Raw genomic sequence first — 21,150 nt, forward strand, 5'->3', positions numbered from 1 at the left:
GCCGCCGAGCCGCGGGCAGGGCTGCCATCGCCGTCGCGTGCCCGGACGCAGCAAGCGACGTGGGTATCGCCAGGACCGCGACGGCGTCGTTTGCGCACACGCAGGGGTGCGCAAACGACGCCTGGCACGCGCGCCGCGCCGGTCCAGGCAAGCAGGCCGGCGCGGGAGGACTTCCCCTAGCGTGCCGGGCTGCGCCTGCGCAGGGCCGCGGCCAGCGCCGCCAGGCCCAGCCCGAGCAGACCCAGGCCGGCCGGTTCCGGCACGGCGACGGGCGCGGGCACGAGACGCGTCAGTCCATCGGGATAACCGCCTTCGCCGTCGATGAAATTCACCAGGCCGGGGTCGACCGCCGTCACGCGCGCGGTACCGCTAAAGCGCAGGGCCAGTGGCACCAGCTCTCCGGCCCACGGGTCGTTCGCGTACTCCGGATGCTCGCGCTGGGAGTAGCGCGCCGAAAAGCGGTACACGCCTGCGCTGCCGGTGGATTGGTAGTCGAGGGCGATGTTGTAGACATAGACCCGGCTCAGGCTGTCGAAGGCGGCGAAATTCGTCGGGCCGCCATCGCCGAACCGGGTAGTGGCGCCCGTAATGTTGTCTTCGCCATGTGCGGCGGCGAAGCGCGCATAGGCCCGTTCGGTGTCGATGAAGATCTGATAGAAGGCGATCGAATGGTCGTCGTCGTGCTGGACGACGTAGCCGGAGATGCCATTCCCGCTGAGGTCGTACTGGATATAGCCTGCGGATGCGTCGAGGGAAAACAGCGTGGTCGCTGCCAGTGCAATCAGTTTCTTGATCATGGCTGCCTGAGGGCGTGGGGAAAGACGGCTGTTTTCAAGCAACGGCCATGCCACCAGTCCGGAAACCATCGGTATCAAGGACTTAGCGGCGCCCGGGATGGCCCGGTGCACCGGGGTGTCAATATTTCCGACACCTGGACGCCCAGCCATTGCGCAGAGTGGGTTTGTCAGCCTGTCATGCCGCCCTTGCCACACTCCTTGTCAGGCGCGCATGACACAAGATTCACAGTGTTGCGCGGATGAAGCAGAGGCGAGAAAAAGCGATTTTCATCCTGCCATGAAAGCGCGGATTGGCTAGCGCGCCGTTCTAAAATTCGCTCAAGAAATTTGCCTCACGGAATTCTTTCTTTCTTTCTTCTCCTGCAGCGCTACCGCGCCTACCCCCACCACCATGAACACGACCGCACATCAGCGCATGCCGTACGCGTGGCTTGCCCTGTTATTTCTCGGCGCTCCCGCCTTCGCCACGGAAGCCGATACCCCCACGCCGACGACGGAAGTCGTCTCGCCCCTGTCGTTCAACACCACCATCGCCTCCCAGTACGTCTCGCGCGGCTTTCGCCAGACCTGGGGCAAGCCGGCGGCGCAGGCCGGGGTCGACTATGCGCACGCAAGCGGCTGGTCGGCCGGTGCCTGGGCCTCGAACGTCAGCCGCCGCTATGTCGAGGGCGCGAGGTTTGAGGTCGACCTGTACGGCGGCTACAGCGGCACCGCCGGTCCGCTCGGGGTCAGCCTGATGGCCTATTACTACGCCTACCCGGGCGCGCTGATCAAGGCGACCGGCACCCGCTTCAACTACGGCGAAGTGTCGGCCGGCCTGGCCTACAAGGCGCTCTACGCCAAGTACAACGTCACCTTCACGCGCGACTTCTTCGGCATCACGAATGCGCGCGGCACCGGCTACCTCGACAGTGGCGCGAACGTCGACCTCGGCCACGCCACCACGCTCAACCTGCATGCGGGCGAGGGCCGCGTCGCCGGCGCCGGCAACGATTACTGGAACTGGCGCGACGTCAAGATCGGCGTGACGCGCAAGTTCACGGGCGGCTGGAGCGGCGCCGCCGCCTTCACCCGTGCATTCGGCGCCACCCACGCCTACGACAGCTACACCACGGGCGTGCCGGACACGTCCGGGCACATTGCCTTTTCGAACCCGGCCAAGAATACCTTCGTCGTCAGCCTGACGCGGACCTTCTGAACGTCTCCCACCTTGATACGATCATGAACACCACAGCATCCAAGCCACGCCGCTTCGCCTTCCTTTCCACGCTGTCGCTGAACGCGCGCATCTGCGCCAGCGCCACCGCCCTCGGTATCCTCAGCCTGGTCCTGACTTCCAGCTTCATCGCCGTGAAGAACAGCGCGTCGGCCGAACGGGTCGCGATGGAACTGGCGCGCACCTCGGCGCGCGAAGCGGCCGGCGTGCTGCAGGCGCGCATCGGCGCCAACTTCGCCGCGGTCGATACGCTCGCGAGCCAGCTCAGCACAACCCACGGCGCCGGTCACGCGCTGGCGCGCGAGCAGATCGGCGAAATGACCCGCTCGCTGGTGCTCGGTTCGCCCGACCTGATCGGTGCGGCCGTCACCTTCGAGCCGAATGCCTACGACGGCAAGGACGCCGAGTATGCGGGCAAGAAGCCGCACTACGACGACAGCGGCCGCTACATGCCTTACTACACGCGGGCTGCGAATGGCGGCATCGGCATCGAGCCGATCGTGTTCACGACCACGCCCGGCGCGAACGACTGGTATGACATCCCGAAGGCAAGCGGCAAGAAGCACTTCACCGAGCCCTACGTGTATCCGATCAACGGAAAGGACGTGCTGATGGCCTCGATGGTCGCGCCGGTCATCATGGACGGCGGCTTCAAGGGCACCGTCAGCGCCGACTTCCAGGTGGCGACCCTGGGCGCCATCCTGGGCGACATGAAGGTGATCGAGGGTGGCGTGCTGACCCTGGTCTCGAACGGCGGCCTGTACGCCAGCCACCCGGACGCGGCGCGCCTGGGCAAGAAGGCGGCCGACATCCCCGAAGCGGCACTGGAGAGCATTCGCCGGGCAAGCCCTATGAATTCGTCGACGCCACCAACACCGTGCGCCTGCTGCAGCCGCTGCGTGTCGGCCCCGGCATGGCACCCTGGGCGGTGGCGCTGAGCTTCCCGCATGCAGTCGCCACCGCATCGGCGCGCGAGCTGGCCACCTACGCAGCACTGGTCTCGGTCGCCTGCGCGCTGCTGGCAGCTTTCCTGCAGGTGACGCTGCTGAACCGCATGATGCGTCCCCTGCGCACGCTCGCCACGGCGATGTCGGGCCTGGCCGGCGGCAATGCCGACCTGAGCGCGCGCCTGGAAGTGCGCGGCAGGGACGAACTGGCCATCATTGCGGCCGGCTTCAATGGCTTCGTGGCCAAGATCCGTGGCGTACTCAGCCGCGTACGTACGAGTTCGGACAGCGTGGCCCTGGCCAGCGGCGAGATCCGCCGGGGAACGCCGACCTGTCGGCCCGCACCGAGCAGCAGGCCAGCGCGCTGGAGGAAACGGCGGCATCGATGGAAGAACTGACCTCGACCGTGCGCCAGAACGCCGACAACGCGCGCCAGGCCAACCAGATGGCCGAGTCCGCGTCCAGCGTTGCCCAGCGTGGCGGCGAGGTGGTCGGCCAGGTGGTCGAGACCATGGCCTCGATCGAGATGTCGTCGCGCAAGGTCGTCGACATCATTTCCGTCATCGACGGCATTGCCTTCCAGACCAATATCCTCGCCCTGAACGCGGCCGTGGAAGCGGCACGGGCGGGCGAGCAGGGCCGCGGCTTTGCCGTCGTCGCCAGCGAGGTGCGCAACCTGGCCCAGCGCAGCGCCGCTGCTGCCGGGAAATCAAGGGCCTGATCGGCGACTCGGTCGACAAGGTCGGCGAGGGCTCGATGCTGGTCGCCGAAGCCGGCGAGACGATGCGCCAGGTGGTCGAGAGCGTGCGCCGCGTGAGCGACATCGTCAGCGAGATCAGCGCGGCCAGCGTCGAGCAGAGCAACGGCATCGGCCAGGTCAACAGCGCCATCGGTCAGATGGACGACGTGACCCAGCAGAACGCGGCCCTGGTCGAGCAGGCCTCGGCGGCCACGGAAAGCCTGCAGCAGCAGGCCGCGACCCCGGGTGGCGCTCGTTGGCGAGTTCCGCATCGACGCGGCGCAGCCGCCAGCGGGCAGGGCAGACCCGGCACCGCTGGCGCTGCCGGCGCGCTGAGCGCGCGGCAGCCGGTACCATCGACGGGGCGCACGCGCCCCGTTTTTTTCGTCCGTCGCCCTCGCGCCGCCGGGCAATGTTGCACCTTTGATCCTGATTTCCCTGCGCCTGTGCTAGAATCGCGGCCGCTGCCCGGATGGTGAAACTGGTAGACACCCGGGACTTAAAATCCCGTGCCAGAAATGGCGTGCCGGTTCGATCCCGGCTCCGGGCACCAGCATGCCTGCGCCCCGCGCGCGGTGCGGTGCAGCACGGCAGTGGCCTCACACAAGCACAATCGCCCGCGTGCCCTCATGCCGTTTTCCGGCGGCGCGAACATCCAGCCAGGCCTGCAGCACCCAGGGCGAAGAGGGCCAGGCTCGCTGGCTCAGCAATAGCATGCTGCTTCGGCACAACGTGACGCAACAGGTCGTTGTAGCGCTCCCCATCCGTGTTTTCCAAGTACCAGTCGAGCATCGCAACCATGCCAGGATCCACCTCGCCACGGGTGACATACCCGGACGGGTAGCGCACGTTCGGCTGGAGCGTGTACCAAGGAAAAGGCGATCAGACTTGCTTGAATGAATAGTACGAAATGAAGCGGAACGTATCTGGCGAATTTGTCCCGGAGAAGTTAAACCAGATATGGTAAGACAAGCCTTCCGTGTCTTCGTCGCCGATCTCGAACAGCGACGGTCCGCGGTTGTTGTAGCGCGCACTGACCCGCTCGATATCCGAATAGCCGTTTGGTGAAAAATTATGCACGCTCTCATTGGCATTGCCGACAGTCAGGTCGAAGTAGGCTATCGACAAGTCTTCTTCGTTCTGGACGATATAACCGTACAGTTCGGGGCTGCTGACGTTCCATTGCACGTAGCTGGCTGATGCGTTGAGCGACAACAGGGCGGTGGCTGCAAAGGCGAAAAGTCTTTTGAGCATGATTGTTGTCCTTTGTGGTTGAGCCACGTCGTGGAGCAACCTTCGTGCCAACAGAAAATTAACTTTTAGTATCAATTATTTATGCGGCCGCGTCGTCGCCGGCGGTGTCCCGCTGTCAGTTTCGTCGACAGCGGGGCACGGCATTCGGCTACGGCCGAGCCAGCGAATGGTGTAGCATGCTCCCCGGCGCAAGCATCAGCAGGGCGCCACCGGAAGAAGTACAAGGAACGACATTGAACATCACCATCAACGACCAGCTGCGGGCCTTCGTGGACCCGCTGACCGACATCGAATACGCCGCGCTCGAGCGCAGCCTGCTGGCCGAGGGCTGCCGCGACGCCCTCGTGCTCTGGGGCGACACCCTGATCGACGGCCATAACCGCTACGACATCTGCCGCAGGCACGGCATCGAATTCCGCACCGTCCAGAACAACAACTTCGCGTCCATCGAGGACGTGATGCTGTGGATGATCGACAACCACCTGGCGCGGCGCAGCGTGTCGGACTTCCAGCGCGGTTTGCTGGCCCTGCGCAAGAAGGAAATCGTCAGCGCGCGCATGGCCCAGAAGCTGGCCGACGAACCGCCCGCACCAAACCCGGACGACATGGACAGCCGGCCGCCGCCGCCCTGGAACACGCGCGAGGAAGTCGCCAAGGCGGCGCGGGTGTCGAGCAACACCATCAGCCAGATCGAACGCATCCAGAAGGCGGCCACGCCCCAGCTGGTCGAGGCGGTGCGCAGCGGCACCATCTCGATCAACGCGGCGGCGAACGTTGCCCAGCTGCCGCAGGAAATGCAGATCGCCGCGGTGGCGGGCGGGCGCAAGGAGTTGCAGCAGGCCGCGCGCCAGGTGCGCGAGCAGAAGATGGCCAGCAAGCCGAAGAAGCTGGGGCCGGACGGCGAGCCGGTCGACGAAAAGCTGGCCCTGCGCGCCGAGATTGCCTCGCTCAAGGACCGGCTTGCCACCTTGCTGACCGAGAACGACATCCTCAAGCAGAAGCTGGCCGCCGCCGGGGCTTGACGCCAGGGGCCGGCCTCGAACGACAACAACAAAGGAGATCACGCATGTCGCTGTCCCGCTACCTGTCACCGGCGCTGTTCGGCGCCACCCTGGCCGCTTTCGTTCCCGCCTTCGCTCCATCCACCGCGCTGGCCGGGACCGCCCCGCTGGCAAAGCGGGAAGCGCCTGCCTCCGCCGACCTGGCCCGCTGGCGCAAGAGCGCGGCGCGCGTGACCATCCTGCGCGACAAATGGGGCATTCCCCACGTGTTCGGCAAGAAGGATGCCGATGCCGTCTTCGGGATGCTGTACGCCCAGGCCGAGGACGATTTCAACCGCGTCGAAATGAACTACATCAACGCGATGGGGCGCCTGGCCGAAGTCGAGGGCGAGCGCGAAATCTGGCGCGACCTGCGCATGAAGCTCTACATCACCCCAAGCGACCTGCAGGCCAAGTATGCCGCCAGCCCGGCCTGGCTGAAACAGCTGATGGTCGGTTTCGCCGACGGCCTGAACTTCTACCTGCACACCCATCCGGAAGTCAAACCGAAGCTGATCACGCGCTTCGAGCCCTGGATGGCGCTTGCTTTTTCCGAAGGCAGCATCGGCGGCGACATCGAAGAGATCGCGCTGAAAGACCTGGAAGCCTTCTACGGGGGGCGCGGCGAACCGAAGCTTGCCGACAACCGCAACGTGCACGACGAGGAGCCGCGCGGCTCGAATGGCTTCGCCATCGCGCCGAAGCTGAGCAAATCAGGCCACCCGCTGCTCCTGATCAATCCGCACACCTCCTTCTACTTCCGCCCTGAAATCCACATGGTGAGCGACGAGGGCCTGAATGCCTATGGCGCCGTTACCTGGGGCCAGTTCTTCATTTACCAGGGTTTCAACGAGCGCGCCGGCTGGATGCACACCTCAGGCGGCGGCGACGTCATCGACGAATACCTGGAAACCGTGACGGAGCGCGATGGCAAGGTCTTCTACAAGTACGGCGACGGGGAACGCGCGATGCGCGCCGTGCCGGTCACGCTACCCTACAAGCAGGCTGACGGAACAATGGCCAGCCGCACCGTCACGGCCTGGTTCAGCCACCACGGCCCCATCATCCGCAGCGAGAACGGCAAGTGGGTGGCCGTCAGAATGATGGACGAGCCGGTCAAGGCGCTGACCCAGTCCTACTCGCGCACCAAGGCGAAGAATTACGCCGCCTTCTACAAGGCGATGGAGCTGCGCACGAATTCCTCGAACAACACCGTGTATGCCGACGGCGACGGCAATATTGCCTACTTCCACGGCAACTTCATCCCGAAACGCGACCCGCGCTTCGACTGGACCAAACCCGTGGACGGCAGCAACCCCGCCACCGAATGGCAGGGCCTGCACGATATCAAGGACACGATCACGCTGTTCAATCCGGCCAGCGGCTACATCTCGAACACGAACAACTGGCCGTTCTCGTCCTCCGGCGCGAACAGCCCGAAACGCCAGGACTACCCGGCCTACATGTGGTCGCTGCCTGAGAACGCGCGCGGCGTCCACGCCGAACGCGTGCTGAAAGACGCGAAAGGGCTCACGCTCGACAGCCTGATCGCCACCGCCTACGACAGCTATCTCACGGCTTTCGAGCCGCTGGTGCCCCAGCTGGTGCGCGACTTCGAAGCCCTGCCGGCGAGCGACCCGCGCAAGGCGGCGCTGGCGCCGCAAGTGGCGGCCCTGCGCGGCTGGGACCTGCGCTTTGGCGCAGCATCCGTGCCGACCTCGCTCGCCGTCTACTGGGGCCAGGAGATGGTGGCCGCCGCGGTCCCGCAGGCACGCGCGGCCGGCCTGCCGACCGTGGACTACATCACCACGCGCATTGGCGCCGGCGAACGCCTGGGCGCGCTGGAACGGGCGACGACGAAATTGACGGCCGACTTCGGCACCTGGCAAACGCCCTGGGGCGAGATCAACCGTTTCCAGCGCACCAGCGGCGCCATCGACCAGCAATACGACGACAGCAAACCGAGCTACCCGGTCGCCTTCACCTCGGCCACCTGGGGTTCGCTGGCGTCCTTCGGCATGGTGGCCAAACAGAAGACGAAACGGATTTATGGCGACCGCGGCAACAGTTTTGTCGCCGTCGTCGAGTTCGGCCCGAAGCTGCGCGCGAAAAGCATTCTCGCGGGCGGGCAGAGCGGCAACCCTGCCTCGAAGCATTTCGCCGACCAGGCGGAGATGTACAGCCGCGGCGAGTTCAAGGATGTGCTGTTCTACAAGCAGGACATCGAGAAGCAGCTCGAGCGCAAATACCACCCCGGCCAACGGGAGACGCGATGACGCGCAGCGAAAAGGACAAGATGGCAGCCGGCGAGCTCTACCACCCGAGCGCGCCCGAGCTGCAGGTCGAGCTGGAAGCCTGCGCGGCCTGGCTGGCGCGCTATAACGCGGCGATCGGCGAACCGGCCGCCGCCTGGCATGCGCTGGCAGCGGAGCGTCTCGGCGCGGTGGGCGAGGGCGCCATGCTGCGTCCGCCGTTCTACTGCGACTACGGCTTCAACATCCACCTCGGCACCGGCGTCTTCCTCAACTACAACTGCGTGATCCTGGACACGGCGCGCGTGACCATCGGCGACGACACCCGTATCGGGCCGGCCGTGCAGATCTACACGGCCGACCACCCGCGCGAGCCCGATGTGCGCCGCAGCGGCCTGGAACGCGGCGTGCCCGTCACCATCGGCCGCAATGTCTGGATCGGCGGCGGCGCCATCGTCCTGCCGGGCGTGACGATCGGCGACGATGCCATCGTCGGCGCCGGCAGCGTCGTCACGCGCGACGTGCCGGCGGGCGCGACTGTCGTCGGCAATCCGGCGCGCGCCGTGGGCAAGAAGGACAACGGCTGAGCTGGCGCCGGTGATTGCCGCCGCGCTATAATTTCGCGATTCTCTTTCGGCGTGGGCAGGCAGTGGCAAAACTCTATTTCAGGTATTCGGCGATGAACGCCGGCAAGTCGACGGCGCTGCTGCAAGTGGCACACAATTATGAAGAGCAGGGCCAGCAGGTCAAGCTCTACACCGCCGCGATCGACAACCGCTACGGCGTCGGCCTGATCACCTCGCGTCTCGGCGCCCAGCGCGAGGTCGACACCTTCGACGCGCACACCGATTTCCTGGCCCAGGCCCCGGCCGTTGCCTGCGTGCTGGTCGACGAAGCCCAGTTCCTCACCACCGTCCAGGTCCAGCAATTGCACCAGCTGGCGCAAGTGCGCGGCGTGCCCGTGATCTGCTACGGCCTGCGCAGCGATTTTCGCGGCGAACCGTTCCCCGGCTCGGCTTACCTGCTGGCGCTGGCCGACGACATCGAGGAAATCAAGAACATCTGCACCTGCGGCAAGAAGGCGACGATGAACATCCGCGTCGACACGGCAGGGCGCCGCATCCGCGAGGGCGAGCAGGTCAGCATTGGCGGCAACGAGAGCTACCGCCAGGCTTGCGGCCGCTGCTTCTACGCTGGCTGAACATCTGAAATGAGCGCCTTGGCGGCCTGCACGGCCGTGCTGCCTGCGTTCCTGTGCAGCCATGGCGCAGCGCTGAGCGACATCCTGCTCTACCTGGTTCCGTCGGCCGCGCTCGCTTTCCTGTTCTGGATGCTCAGCAGTGCCCATCCGGCGTTCTTCCTGCTGACCGCACCCGGCACCCTGTGCCACGAGCTGGCGCATTTCGGCGTGGGCCTGCTCACCAATGCCGAACCGGTCGCCATCGACCTCTTCCCCAAGCGCAAGGGGAAGGTCTGGGAGCTCGGCTCGGTCAGCTTTGCCAACCTGCGCTGGTACAACGCGGCGCCGGCGGCGCTGGCACCCTTGCTCATCCTGCTGTTGCCGCTGGGCGTCGCCGCCTGGCGCACTCGCCCGGGCTGGCATTTCATGCCGCTCGACCTGCTGCTGGCCGTTTTGCTCGCGCCACAGTTCCTGTCGTTCTGGCCGTCCCCGGTGGATTGGCGCCTGGCGGCGCGTTCCTGGCCCTGGCTGCTGGTCGGCGCTGCCGTGGCCGGCCTGTACTGGGGACGCGGCGTTTTGCCGTTCCTGTAGCCGGCCGCGGCGCCGCAACGGCCTGGCCTGGGCGGGGCGCTCTTGACCGAGTGGCATCGACTCTATTTCCGTTCATAAAATTTTTCGCGGCGTGCCCTTAAGCCAGCCTTAATCCGGCGCCGCGCAAGCGTATCTTGCGGCTCTGCGCGCTTGCGTCATCCTGTAGAATGGGTTCGCTCGCCGTCGATACCACTGGTATCCGGCGCCGGTCCGGAGCGGCAGCAGGAAGTTGCCATCCGGATTTTGAGTGCCTGGCAGAGGTGTTGCCAGGTGCTCTCAGCCAAGATTCGCATTCACGTTCGGAGAACGCATACATGAAGAAGCAGATGTTGATGGTCGCCCTGGCATTGGCCGTGTCGACCCACGCGGTCACCGCCCAGCAGCCCGAGAAAGCCCCCTCGCTCCAGATGAAGCCGGTCGCGGCCCAGACCCAGGCCGCCCTGTGGGCTTCGCGCGTGCTCGGGCGCTATCACTACAAGGCGATGCCGCTCGACGACGCGATGTCGGAGAAGATCTTCGACAATTACTTCGAGACCCTCGACAGCGAAAAACTGTATTTCACCCAGGCCGACATCGACCGCTTCACGCCCATGCGCACCAAGCTCGACGATGCCATCAACAACGAGGACCTGACCGTCCCGTTCACGGTCTACAACCTCTACCAGCAGCGCTTCACCGACCGCATGAACTATGCGCGCAGCCTGCTCAAGACCAAACTCGACTTCACCGCCGACGAAACCCTGCAGCTCGACCGTGAAAAAGCGCCCTGGGCCAAAAGCGAAGACGAAGTGCGCGACCTGTGGAGGAAGCGCGTCAAGAACGACTGGCTGCGCCTGAAGCTGGCCGGCAAGAACGAGAAAGCCATCCGCAGCACGCTCGACAAGCGCTACGAGAACTACATCTCGCGCCTGAAAAAGCTGAACAACGAAGACGTGTTCCAGATGTTCATGAACGCGTATGCCACCGCCATCGAGCCGCACACCAATTACCTGGGTCCGCGCTCGGCGGACAATTTCGATATCGCCATGCGCCTCTCGCTCGAAGGCATCGGCGCCGTGCTGCAGTCGCGCGACGACTACACCGTGATCCGCGAAATCGTGCCGGGCAGCCCGGCCGACAAGTCCGGCAAGCTGAAAGTCGGCGACCGTATCGTCGGCGTCGCCCAGGGTGACAAGGCGTTCGTCGACGTGCTCGGCTGGCGCATCGACGATGTCGTGCAATTGATCCGCGGCGAGAAGGGCTCGACCGTGCGCCTGGACGTCATCCCCGGCGACGCCGGCGTCGATGCCAAGCACATGACGGTCTCGATGGTGCGCAAGAAAATCAGCATGGAAGAGCAGGCCGCGAAGAAGTCCATCATCCAGGTCAGGGAAGGCGGCGTGACGCGCCGCATCGGTGTGATCTCGCTGCCGACCTTCTACCAGGACTTCGAGGCGCGCCGCAAGGGCGACAAGGACTTCAAGAGCGCCACGCGCGACGTCGAGCGCATCCTCGGCGAACTCAAGAAAGACAAGGTCGACAACGTGCTGATCGACCTGCGCAACAACGGCGGCGGTTCGCTGGTCGAGGCGGTCGAACTGACGGGCCTCTTCATCGACAAGGGCCCGGTGGTGCAGCAGCGCAGCGCCGAGGGCCGTGTCGAAGTCGAATCCGACACCAAGGCGGGCCTGGCCTGGGACGGCCCGATGGGCGTGCTGATCAACCGCGGTTCGGCCTCGGCCTCGGAAATCTTTGCCGCCGCCATCCAGGACTACGGCCGCGGCCTCGTCATCGGCGAACCGAGCTTCGGCAAGGGCACGGTGCAGACCCTGATCGACCTCGACCGCTTCTCGCAGTCCGAGAAAGTGCGCTACGGCGAACTGAAGATGACGATCGCCCAGTTCTTCCGCATCAATGGCGGCACCACCCAGCTGCGCGGCGTCACGCCCGACATCAAGCTGCCCGTGACCACCGATCCGGAGGCCTTCGGCGAATCCTCGTTCGACAACGCGCTGCCGTGGGTGTCGATCAAGCCGGCCAACTACATGCCGGCCGGCGACCTGAAGGAACTGGTGGGGCCGCTGCAGAAACGCCACGAAGCCCGCATCTCGAAGGACAAGGAGTTCCAGGACCTGCGCGAAGACATCGCGGAAGTGCTGAAACTGCGCAAGGAGAATGCGATTTCGCTGAACGAAGCGGTGCGCCGCAAGGAACGCGACGCCCAGGATGCGCGTGCGCGCATGCGTGAAGCGCGCCTGGCGGCGGGCAAGGGCGAGAACACGGACGAGCCGGCGGCAGCGCCGGGCGGCAAGGAAGCCCGCAGCAAGGTGCCGGTGCCGACCAAGCCGGTCAAGGCCGTCGTCGCATCGCGCAACACGCCACAGCGCGACGACGGCCTGCAGGCCGACGAACGCGCCCTGTCGGCCGAGCTGGCGGCCGAGAAGGCCGCCAAGGATGCCAAGGATGTGCTGCTGCAGGAGGCCGCGCATATCCTGGCCGACGAAGTGGGCATGCTCAAGACCGATACCCGGATGGCCTCCCGCACCATGCCCTACATGGCGACCTCACGCCCGGAGTAATCCTGGCTGGCGGCGGTCGGGAAAGCAGTTTTCCCTAAAAGAAAGCTTCCTCTTGGAAGCTTTCTTTCATTTAAGAACAAGAATCAATCGAAACAGGCGCATATTGGCACCGTGTTAGCATGATATTGCTTTGTAAATACTTCCCGCTCTCAACAGCGGTATCCGAGCATTCATTGTCATCACAATAACAGGAGTCGCCCATGCAAGTTCGCCACATCGTTTTCGCCCTCGTCTGTGCCGCCGCCGGTACTGCCCAGGCCGATATCGTGCAGATCGCACGTCCCGATCGCATCGTGGAGCCGATGCCGGCACAGATCGCGCCGATCAATCCAGCCACCCCCGCCATCCCGGCAGTGCCGGCGACGCCAGCCGTGCCGAATGGCCCGGGCATCCCGGCGACGCCTGCGATTCCGGTCACCCCGGCCGTGCCCGCCGTGCCTGGTATCGTGACCTTGCCGGTTGCGCCCATTGCCGTCGAGGTGCCCGAACCGGCAAGCATCGCGCTGCTGCTCGCCGGTGTGGCCGGCATGGGCGTCCTGCGCCGCCGCCGCGCACGCTGAAGCGCGCGCTATGCAAGCGGCGCGACCCGGACGGGCGCGCCGCTTTTTTTCTCGTCCAGCGGTGGCGCAATGCAACGGCAGGGGCGGTCCGCTCCTGGCCGAGGACCCCTGGCGAACGCCCATCGGGTCTTTGACAACATCGCCCCCCTTTCCGGTACAATCCTTGTGAACGATCGTGCTTTTTTGGCGCGCAAACAAGGAGACGGAATGGACCTGAATTATTCGAACGAGGACCTGGCATTTCGCATTGAGGTGCGGGCCTTCCTGGATGCCGAGCTGCCTGCGGACCTGCAGCAGAAGGTGCGCAAGCACCTGCGCCTGTCCAAGGAAGACAGCGTCCGCTGGCACAAGATCCTCGCCGCCAAGGGCTGGGTCGCGCCCGGCTGGCCGGTCGAGTTCGGCGGTCCGGGCTGGACGGCCACCCAGCGCCACATCTTCGAAGAAGAATGCGCCCGCGCCGGCACGCCGCAGATCATGCCTTTCGGCGTGAACATGGTCGCGCCCGTGATCATGGCTTTCGGCAGCCAGGCCCAGAAGGACTACTACCTGCCGCGCATCCTGTCCTGCGAGGACTGGTGGTGCCAGGGCTATTCCGAGCCAGGCGCCGGCTCCGACCTCGCGTCGCTGAAAACGACGGCCGTGCGCCATGCCGACGCCGACGGCGACTACTACCTCGTCAACGGACAGAAGACCTGGACCACGCTGGCCCAGCATGCCGACATGATCTTCTGCCTGGTGCGCACCGACACGGGCGTACGCAAACAGGAGGGCATCTCCTTCCTGCTGATCGACATGCACAGCCCCGGCATCACGGTACGCCCGATCATCATGCTGGACGAAGACCACGAGGTGAACGAAGTGTTCTTCGACAACGTGCGCGTCCCGGCCAGTAATCTGGTGGGCCAGGAAAACCGCGGCTGGACCTATGCCAAGTACCTGCTCGGCCACGAGCGTACCGGCATCGCCGCGGTGGGCCGATCCAAGCGCGAGCTGGCCTTCGTGAAAACCCTGGCCGCGCGCGAAAACAAGAGCGGGCTGCCGCTGATCGAGGACCCGCTCTTCGCCGCGAAGCTGGCCAGCCTGGAAATCGAACTGATGGCGCTGGAAATGACGGTGCTGCGCGTGCTGGCCAGGCCGAACCAGGCGCCGGGACCGGAAGCGTCCGTACTGAAGGTGCGTGGCACCGAGATCCAGCAGGCGCTGTCCGAGCTGATGGTCGAAGCCGTGGGGCCGATGGCGCTGCCTTTCGACCCGGCCTACCTCGAGGGCGAACGCGAACACAGCCTGGTCGGCGACGACGAGGCCGCGCCGCTGCTGGCGCACTACTTCAATTATCGCAAGACCTCCATCTATGGCGGCTCGAACGAAATCCAACGCAACATCATCTCCCAGATGATCCTGGGCCTGTAAGGAGAGCACAGTGGACTTCAATTTCAATCCCGAGCAGCTCCAGTTCGCCGACGCGCTCAAGCGCTGGATCGGCCGCGACTACGGTTTCGAGGCGCGCCGCGCCATCATCCACTCCCAGGCCGGTGTCTCCGACGCGGCCTGGGCTACCCTGGCCGAACTGGGCATGACGGCGCTGCCTGTGGCGGAAGCGCATGGCGGCTTTTCAGGAAGCGCGGTCGACATGTTCGTCGTGATGCGCGAACTGGGCCGGGGCCTGGTGGTCGAGCCATATTTTGCCACCGTGCTGGGCGCCGAGTTCCTGCGCCTGGGTGCCCAAGCCGGCTTTGCTGCGGCCGAGCTTCTTGAACGCGTCGCCGGCGGCGAACTGAAACTGGCCTGCGCCCTGGGCGAACGCCAGTCGCGCCACGACCTGTTCGACATCGCCACCCGCGCACAAGCGAGTGGCGACGGCTGGACGATTAGCGGCGAAAAGAAGGTGGTGATTCACGGCTTTGAAGCGGGCGCGCTGATCGTCTCGGCGCGCGCAGGTGGCAGTGAAGGCGGCGGCCAGCGCGAGCACACGGCGGCGTGCTGCTCTTCGTGCTGCCAGCCGATACCCCTGGCGTGACGGTCACCGGCTACCGCACCCTCGACGGCCAGCGCGCCGCCGACATCCGCTTCGACGGCGTGCAGCTCACGCGCGCGCAGCTGCTGGCCGACGAGGCGGCGGGTGCCGATATCCTCGACGCGACACTCGACTATGGCGCCGCGCTGCTGTGTGCCGAAGCGCTGGGCGCGATGGAAGCCCTGTTCGAAGCGACGCTGGACTACCTGAAGACGCGCCAGCAGTTCGGTGCACCCATCGGCAAGTTCCAGGCCCTGCAGCACCGCATGGCTGACATGTTCGTCCACCTCGAGCAGGCCCATTCGATGGCGCTGCTGGCGGCGGTGAAGATGGCGGCCACGGATCCGGTCGAACGCCGCCGCGCCGTCTCGGCCGCGAAGTACCGCGTCAACCAGGCGGCCCGCTTCGTCGGCCAGCAGGCGGTGCAGCTCCATGGCGGCATGGGCGTGACCGACGAACTGCCCGCCGCGCACTACTTCAAGCGCCTGGCCGCCATCGAACTGCAACTGGGCGACAGCGACCACCACCTGGCGCGCTTCATCGCCCAGCCGGGTTTTGCGACGGGTGTCGTCGAGGCGGAGGCCGCATGAGCGATCAATGGTATTTCGAGGACTTCGTCCCCGGCCAGGAAATCGAACTCGGCCAGCGCAGCGTGACGGAGGAAGAGATCATCGCGTTCGCCACCCAGTTCGATCCCCAGCCCTTCCACATCGACCGCGACGCGGCGGCGCAATCGATTTACAAGGGCGTGATCGCCAGCGGCTGGCATACCTGCGCGATGATGATGCGCATGGTGGTCGACGGCATGCGTTTCGAGGAAGCGAGCATGGGTTCGCCGGGGCTGGACGGCGTGCGCTGGCACCAGCCGGTGCGCGCCGGCGACACGCTGTCGCTGCGCTACATCACGAAGGAAGTCAAGGCCTCGAGCTCCAAGCCCGACCGCGGCGTGGTGTGGTCGACCTGGGTCGCCACCAACCAGCGTGGCGAGACCGTGTGCACGATCGAGGGGATGGCGATGATGCGGCGCCGGTCGGCCGGGCAGGGCGGCTAGCCGGGAAAATCGTCGGCAAGCGCGCGCCCGCCGTCGTCAAGCGCGGGCCAGGTTCGGAATCGGCCGGCCCGCCAGCAACCGGAACTAGCGGTTGCGAAGGCCTCGAATCTGTTCGGCACAGCGGTCGCCTTCCCGGAGCAGCTCGACGACCTTCGATTGGATCTCGCGATATTCCTTGAGCAAGGGAATGCAGCAGGGTTGGTCGTCGAGCCGCTCGGTAACAAGAAACAGCGCGCGGTGGCTGCTGTATGGTTGCCGTGTGGAACTATCCTCATTATGCTTGCCTTCCGCTTGACAACCAATGTCGCTACCAGGTGTCGTCGCCAGGATGCGACAACTTGTCGATCTTGTCATGGCGGCCGCTGGCCGCACCATGCGTTGGTCCGCTGCGCTGGATGACGTGTGACATGGTTTGTCGTACCCATCTTTATGATTGGTGTTTCGGTCCGTGAAAACCGTGATCGCATTGCCGCGTCTGTCGACCGCAAGGGCAGGCAGCCATGGCGCACCTTGCTTGTGCACCGAGACGCAAATGATCAAACCAATCCACGCTACCTGGAACCCTATGTCACCGAACAATTCCCCGAGTGTCGTCCAGCCGGGCAGTAGCGATTTCCCGGAGATCTCTGCACTGTCACACCATGAACTCGACCTTCTGCTGGCGGAGGCCGAGCAGGCGCGGCTTGAGGAGATCGACAGGTATTGGACGCTGTGCCAGTCCGACCCGAAGCTTGCGCAGAGCGTCATCGATGACGCGGCACCAATCCTTGCCGATGTCTTTCACCTGGCCCACGACAGGTTCGACGCACCGAAGCCAGGCGCCCTGGCCTGCCTGTCGAAAGCGACAGCGCGACTGCTTCAGGTCGAACCGGTGCGCGCGGCCCTGGTGGACGTATTGCCGGTCTCGCCGCTAGCGGATCCGGTCGACACCTTGTGGGAAAACGGCCGGGTCGTCGCGCTCAAAAGGGTGGAAGGCAAGCGGGTGGTCGTTCTCCGGTATGACGGACAATTGTTCAATCCGGGAACCGTTCCCGAAGAGGTCCTGGTCGCAGACCAGGATTGTTTTATCGTCTGCGAATTGGCGCGTGACGACCATGAAAACGAATACGAGATCCTGACGGCTTATGTCATCGGATTACTGGCAGGGGGCAAGTGGAACGCCGTGCAGGTCGGCCTGCGCGCGAGGAGCGATCTGATGCGGGACCTCGAGGCCATGGAGACACTGGCGGAATGTGGAAGACTGAGCGGCGCACCATTCGATGCCAGGCCTTTCGCCGACTTCCCCACGGGTCGCGATGCTCTCATTGCACGGATCCGGGCCCGTAAGGCGCGGCTGCGGCTTGCCGATGCGATATCGCCTGCGCAGCAGTCGAATCCTGATATCGACGCCGACGCTTTGTAACCAGCCCATGTTCCATCCAGCGATACGACGCCGTGCTGCGCAATCGGCGCAGCCTGCCGTCATGACTTGCAGGCTGCGTCGCCGGGCAACGGGCGGCCGATCAGGAAGGCCGCGCTAGTGTGCACTCAAACGGCGTGCAGGGTGTAGCTATTGTCCTTGTCGAGCTCGAAGAACTGTTCGCCCCGGACGGGATCCGGGGTGTCGGTCCATAGCGTGACCCTGGACACCAGTTCCTCGACCAGCTGACGCAAAGCCCCGTTCTCTTCCATCGCGGCCATCAATTCGTGCCTGGCAATACCGGGCAGGAACAAGGGGGCCAGGGCAAGCCTGTCGCTCAGTGGGGGCGGGACGGCGCCGCCCAGCTTCCCATGCACCAGTTTCTGCAGGCGTTTGACGTCCGGATGATAACGGGCATCCGTTACCGGCAACTGGAACATGTTTGGCGGCCTGCTGCATTCCACCCGGCAGACGATGAATCCCTCGCGCGGCTGGCCGACGCCGGCGGCGCCGTCGAATGCCAGTTCAACCGTCGGGCTTGCATAGACGGCCTTGCGGCGCGAAGGCTTGTCGTCCGGACGGGTCAATTCCCACAGGTTGTCGACGAAATACGGGACATTGCCCGGCATGCGTGCCCCTGGATGGGGCCTGTGCTCGCGCGCTGGATCGAAAGTGGCGCGAGAAACTGCACGGTACATCTGCATTGGAAGCTCCTGATTTTTTGTTTGTTGGTTAAACGGGCGCGAACGGGACGGCAATGCCCTTGCACCGGTCATTGCTGACATGCTGGCTGGATCTGTTCGCGGGCCTGCCGCTAACGCGCACCTTGTTCGGCAGTAGGGAGCAGCTCAGGAATAGTTCGCAGCCATGCGCAGCGCAGTGTCCTTCAGCTCGGCACGCAGTGTCGCCGGGCTGTGCACCTGTACCGCTGCCCCGAACCCGGTGAGCCAATAGACGAGTGTACGCGTCGATGCCACGGTTGCGGTTACATGGACCGAGCCGTCCGGGCATGGCTCGAGCAACTGATCGGGGGCGAGCGGTGTTTCGAATAAATGCTCGGCGACCGCGCGCTGGAAGGTCGCGCGCAAGACAATGGGCGGCCCTGTCAGGAAACCGAATGCGCCCGAGGCGATGAAGGCATCCACATCGAAGCCAGGGTCTCTTTTCGCTTCTTCATACACGAGGCCCGCTTCCTGTACGCGGTGGAGCGCGAGCGTGCGAACGTCGTCATGGCCTGCAAACGTGCAGACCAGGTAAATGATCCCGCCGCGCTGCACGATGGCGAGGGGATGCACTGCCGGATACAGCGTGGCTTCCTTCGCGTCGCGTTTCTTGTAGCGCAGGGTCAGCTGCAGATCCTTCATCAAGGCCGTGTAGACGGTGCGTTGACAGTCTTCGTTCAAGGCAGGAGGCTGCAGCGGCTGCAGCGGGGCGATCGTCCGTATCTTGTTCAGCCAGGCCTTCGACGTCACCGTTTCATCCATCGCACCCAGCACCCGCGAGGCGGAGCGGAACTGGGGCTGCAGGGCATCGAGTGCGGTGGGCGGTAATTGGTTGCACAGATGTTGTTCGACCAGCGTCAGCGTGAGCGCGTCGGGAATGGACAGCCCAGGCAGATCGAAGCTCGACGCGTCGCGTTGCCAGCTCCAGCCATAGGGTTTTTCCCGGTCGTCCGATATCAGTGGAAACAGCGTGGACAGCTCGATCAGGTCACGCTGGATCGTGCGGGCGCTGACCCTGAAATCGGCGTCGCGTAGTTGCTGCTGCAAGTCTTTCACCGCGACTTTCGCAGGGGCGCGGGGGACCAGGCGCAGCATGGTCCATTGGCGAAGGACGGTCAGATTGGTAGGCACGGATGTTTACTGGTTGGCGCGAGCTGTTCTCCGAATCGGAGCGCTCGCGAAGTCATGGGTGTTCGAAGCGCGGCCCGCGTCAGAGCAGTCCCTCGTTCTTCAATGCGGCGATCAAGCTTTCGCCGTCCATCGGTTCGGAAAAATCAGCCTCCGTCAGCATCATGACTTCAAGGAGCAAACATGGATCAAGACCTTCGGCATGCCGGCGAATGTCGTCAACGCGTGCATGCGCTTCATTCAGGGTCTGGACAAGTTTTCTCATCTGTTCGAGGCGGGTACGCGAGAGGCGCGGCCGAATTCAAGGGGCAGGCAGCTCTCAGGTGAACAAGGCGATTTGACCTTGCGACCCGTGCGAACGCGCGCTCATCTGTTCGTAGCGATCGCGGACCATCTTCGGGTCGAGCGCGTGCGCGGCGGTCGCGATCTCCGCCAGGCCGACCCGAAGCACCTGGGTCAGGCGCGCTGCGGTGAGATAATCCAGGCCGATTTCGCCCGCTTCGATGCGGCTCACCTCGTCTGGCGGGAGTCCGGCGGTAATGGCGAGGTCCTGGGGAGACATCTTGCTACGCTCGCGCAAGACCTGCAGGCCGAGGGAAATTTGGAAGTTCGAGATCATGAGCATAGGTTACTGTAGGCATAGTCCTACGGCAATATGACGTCCAAAATTAGCTGTCTCGTAGCAACAGTAGTTAAACAAAGTGCACGAGTGGTCGCTGGCGGCTTTCGTGCCAGGCATCTGGCCTGGCCGCTGTCGGCCGGGCGCGATCCTGGTACTGTCGGCAGACGTGCCATGCAGCTCGCCCGTTTGCCATGGATGCAGGGTAAGCGCGCGTGCGACGTATTGCGTCGCACCGCGCTTCCGGCGACGGCCGGTACGACGGCGGGCAATGGGATACTCAACCGTTGAGATACATTTCCGCCGCAATCCTCGCGTATTGCGCGATCTCGCTCCTGGCGAAATAGGTGGTCGACCCGCCGATCCAGTTGGTGAGGACGTCTTCGTTCCCGGTCGTCATCTCGAGCATCGCCGGTCGAGTGCCATCCGAAATGCGCACACCCAGGCGCGACCGGGCGTTGACCAGCATGACGCTGCAGCGCTGTCCTTCCAGGGTCAGCGGAACGACCCGAGTCAACTCGGGACTTTGCAAAAACGGCAGCACCGCGCGCGCGAATGCGAATCCGGACTGCAGCCCGGGTGCGTCGCTCAGCGGTGAGGAGCATGCTTCACTCGCTTCCCGCAGGCTCTTCGCGCTCAGGCTGTGGCGCCCGCCCTCCGGTAGCGGTTGCGCCCTTCCGCCTTTGCCTGGTAGAGCAGGGCGTCGGCGGCACGGATGAGGGTGGCGCTGGCCTCGCGGGCATCGGGCACCATGGCGGCGATGCCCATGCTGAGGGTGAGCACTGGCGCGGTGGGCGAGACCGCGTGCGCAATCGCCAGCGCGTCCAGTTCGGCGAGCAGGCGCCGGGCCACGCCCTCGGCGCCGAACGCATCGACCTGGGGCAGCAGGATGGCGAATTCCTCGCCGCCGTAGCGCGCCACCATGTCCTGGGCGCGGGCGGCGGCGTCGGTCATCGCGCGTGCCACCTGTTCCGTGCAGAGGTCCCCCGCCTGGTGGCCGTAGCGGTCGTTGTAGAGTTTGAAGTGGTCGATGTCGGCCAGGATCAGTGCCACCGGCAGCCCTGCCCGGCGCAGCGGCGCCAT

The 21,150-nt window shown here is 64.9% G+C and carries 23 protein-coding genes, 1 tRNA gene and 1 pseudogene; 16 read left to right on the plus strand and 9 right to left on the minus strand.

The window, feature by feature from the left end:
• Positions 1–176 precede the first annotated feature (176 nt).
• Entirely contained in the window at positions 177–797 is a 621-nt protein-coding gene (locus G4G28_RS10845; RefSeq protein WP_182988268.1) for a PEP-CTERM sorting domain-containing protein, read from the minus strand.
• A gap of 391 nt (positions 798–1,188) precedes the next feature.
• Between G4G28_RS10845 and G4G28_RS10850 the strand changes: the two genes are divergently transcribed.
• The 4 genes and pseudogenes from G4G28_RS10850 (at position 1,189) to G4G28_RS10870 (ending at position 4,252) form a co-directional block, all read left to right on the plus strand.
• Positions 1,189–1,995, plus strand: a complete 807-nt coding sequence (locus tag G4G28_RS10850) for a TorF family putative porin (RefSeq protein ID WP_229424999.1) — start codon at positions 1,189–1,191, stop codon at positions 1,993–1,995.
• A gap of 23 nt (positions 1,996–2,018) precedes the next feature.
• Positions 2,019–2,951 carry a hypothetical protein gene (locus G4G28_RS10855; protein WP_183108358.1) on the plus strand — a complete coding sequence of 311 codons (933 nt, stop codon included), beginning with the start codon at positions 2,019–2,021 and terminating at the stop codon, positions 2,949–2,951.
• A 59-nt stretch (positions 2,952–3,010) separates the two neighbouring features.
• Positions 3,011–4,178, plus strand: a pseudogene (locus tag G4G28_RS10865) (methyl-accepting chemotaxis protein); the annotation flags it as partial.
• Positions 4,166–4,252 (plus strand) — tRNA-Leu (locus tag G4G28_RS10870). The pseudogene G4G28_RS10865 and the gene G4G28_RS10870, both read left to right, overlap by 13 nt.
• 74 nt (positions 4,253–4,326) lie before the next feature.
• Here the strand turns inward: G4G28_RS10870 and G4G28_RS10875 are convergent.
• Entirely contained in the window at positions 4,327–4,500 is a 174-nt protein-coding gene (locus tag G4G28_RS10875; RefSeq protein WP_182988272.1) for a PEP-CTERM sorting domain-containing protein, read from the minus strand.
• 81 nt (positions 4,501–4,581) lie between these two features.
• The gene (locus tag G4G28_RS10880) at positions 4,582–4,953 is read right to left on the minus strand and encodes a hypothetical protein (RefSeq protein ID WP_182988273.1); all 372 of its coding nucleotides are present in this window, start codon (positions 4,951–4,953) and stop codon (positions 4,582–4,584) included.
• 233 nt (positions 4,954–5,186) lie between these two features.
• On the opposite strand from G4G28_RS10880, the gene G4G28_RS10885 reads away from it, so the two are divergent.
• From G4G28_RS10885 to G4G28_RS10935, 12 genes are all read left to right on the plus strand, one after another.
• Positions 5,187–5,975, plus strand: a complete 789-nt coding sequence (locus G4G28_RS10885; protein ID WP_182988274.1) for a hypothetical protein — start codon at positions 5,187–5,189, stop codon at positions 5,973–5,975.
• 44 nt (positions 5,976–6,019) lie between these two features.
• Positions 6,020–8,269 (plus strand): penicillin acylase family protein, encoded by a 2,250-nt coding sequence (locus tag G4G28_RS10890; RefSeq protein WP_183108360.1) that lies wholly within the window; start codon positions 6,020–6,022, stop codon positions 8,267–8,269.
• Positions 8,266–8,832: a sugar O-acetyltransferase gene (locus tag G4G28_RS10895; protein ID WP_183108361.1), complete on the plus strand. Its 567-nt coding sequence runs from the start codon at positions 8,266–8,268 to the stop codon at positions 8,830–8,832. Before G4G28_RS10890 ends, G4G28_RS10895 begins: the two co-directional genes overlap by 4 nt.
• Positions 8,833–8,924: 92 nt before the next feature.
• On the plus strand, positions 8,925–9,446 hold the full coding sequence (locus tag G4G28_RS10900) for a thymidine kinase (protein WP_374011313.1): 522 nt from the start codon (positions 8,925–8,927) through the stop codon (positions 9,444–9,446).
• A gap of 9 nt (positions 9,447–9,455) precedes the next feature.
• Entirely contained in the window at positions 9,456–10,016 is a 561-nt protein-coding gene (locus tag G4G28_RS10905) for a hypothetical protein (protein ID WP_182988278.1), read from the plus strand.
• 314 nt (positions 10,017–10,330) lie between these two features.
• Entirely contained in the window at positions 10,331–12,574 is a 2,244-nt protein-coding gene (locus G4G28_RS10910; RefSeq protein WP_182988279.1) for a carboxy terminal-processing peptidase, read from the plus strand.
• Between the two features lie 200 nt (positions 12,575–12,774).
• Positions 12,775–13,134, plus strand: a complete 360-nt coding sequence (locus tag G4G28_RS25905) for a PEP-CTERM sorting domain-containing protein (RefSeq protein WP_229508022.1) — start codon at positions 12,775–12,777, stop codon at positions 13,132–13,134.
• 207 nt (positions 13,135–13,341) lie between these two features.
• Entirely contained in the window at positions 13,342–14,544 is a 1,203-nt protein-coding gene (locus tag G4G28_RS10920) for an acyl-CoA dehydrogenase family protein (protein WP_182988281.1), read from the plus strand.
• Positions 14,545–14,554: 10 nt separating this feature from the next.
• Complete coding sequence (locus G4G28_RS29055) at positions 14,555–15,151, plus strand: acyl-CoA dehydrogenase family protein (protein ID WP_374039782.1); 597 nt, start codon at positions 14,555–14,557, stop codon at positions 15,149–15,151.
• Entirely contained in the window at positions 15,112–15,738 is a 627-nt protein-coding gene (locus G4G28_RS29060; protein WP_374039783.1) for an acyl-CoA dehydrogenase family protein, read from the plus strand. Before G4G28_RS29055 ends, G4G28_RS29060 begins: the two co-directional genes overlap by 40 nt.
• Positions 15,735–16,199, plus strand: coding sequence for a MaoC family dehydratase (locus G4G28_RS10930; protein ID WP_183108363.1), 465 nt, complete (start codon positions 15,735–15,737; stop codon positions 16,197–16,199). The genes G4G28_RS29060 and G4G28_RS10930 overlap by 4 nt, the downstream gene beginning before the upstream one ends.
• Before the next feature lie 532 nt (positions 16,200–16,731).
• Positions 16,732–17,601, plus strand: coding sequence for a hypothetical protein (locus G4G28_RS10935; protein ID WP_182988284.1), 870 nt, complete (start codon positions 16,732–16,734; stop codon positions 17,599–17,601).
• 125 nt (positions 17,602–17,726) lie between these two features.
• Here G4G28_RS10935 and G4G28_RS10940 read toward each other — a convergent pair whose 3' ends face one another.
• The 6 genes from G4G28_RS10940 to G4G28_RS28215 all read right to left on the minus strand — a co-directional run bounded on the left by G4G28_RS10940 (position 17,727) and on the right by G4G28_RS28215 (position 21,150).
• Positions 17,727–18,227: a hypothetical protein gene (locus G4G28_RS10940; protein ID WP_182988285.1), complete on the minus strand. Its 501-nt coding sequence runs from the start codon at positions 18,225–18,227 to the stop codon at positions 17,727–17,729.
• 219 nt (positions 18,228–18,446) lie between these two features.
• Positions 18,447–19,451 (minus strand): YafY family protein, encoded by a 1,005-nt coding sequence (locus G4G28_RS10945; RefSeq protein WP_182988286.1) that lies wholly within the window; start codon positions 19,449–19,451, stop codon positions 18,447–18,449.
• 79 nt (positions 19,452–19,530) lie between these two features.
• Positions 19,531–19,713, minus strand: a complete 183-nt coding sequence (locus G4G28_RS10950; RefSeq protein ID WP_182988287.1) for a hypothetical protein — start codon at positions 19,711–19,713, stop codon at positions 19,531–19,533.
• Positions 19,714–19,767: 54 nt separating this feature from the next.
• The gene (locus G4G28_RS10955; protein ID WP_182988288.1) at positions 19,768–20,073 is read right to left on the minus strand and encodes a helix-turn-helix transcriptional regulator; all 306 of its coding nucleotides are present in this window, start codon (positions 20,071–20,073) and stop codon (positions 19,768–19,770) included.
• Positions 20,074–20,347: 274 nt separating this feature from the next.
• A complete protein-coding gene (locus G4G28_RS10960; protein ID WP_182988289.1) occupies positions 20,348–20,584 on the minus strand; it encodes a hypothetical protein in 237 nt (78 codons plus the stop codon).
• A 119-nt stretch (positions 20,585–20,703) separates the two neighbouring features.
• Positions 20,704–21,150 (minus strand): diguanylate cyclase, encoded by a 447-nt coding sequence (locus G4G28_RS28215; RefSeq protein ID WP_308602236.1) that lies wholly within the window; start codon positions 21,148–21,150, stop codon positions 20,704–20,706.

The sequence above is a fragment of the Massilia sp. Dwa41.01b genome (assembly GCF_014171775.1).
Lineage (GTDB): Bacteria > Pseudomonadota > Gammaproteobacteria > Burkholderiales > Burkholderiaceae_D > Telluria.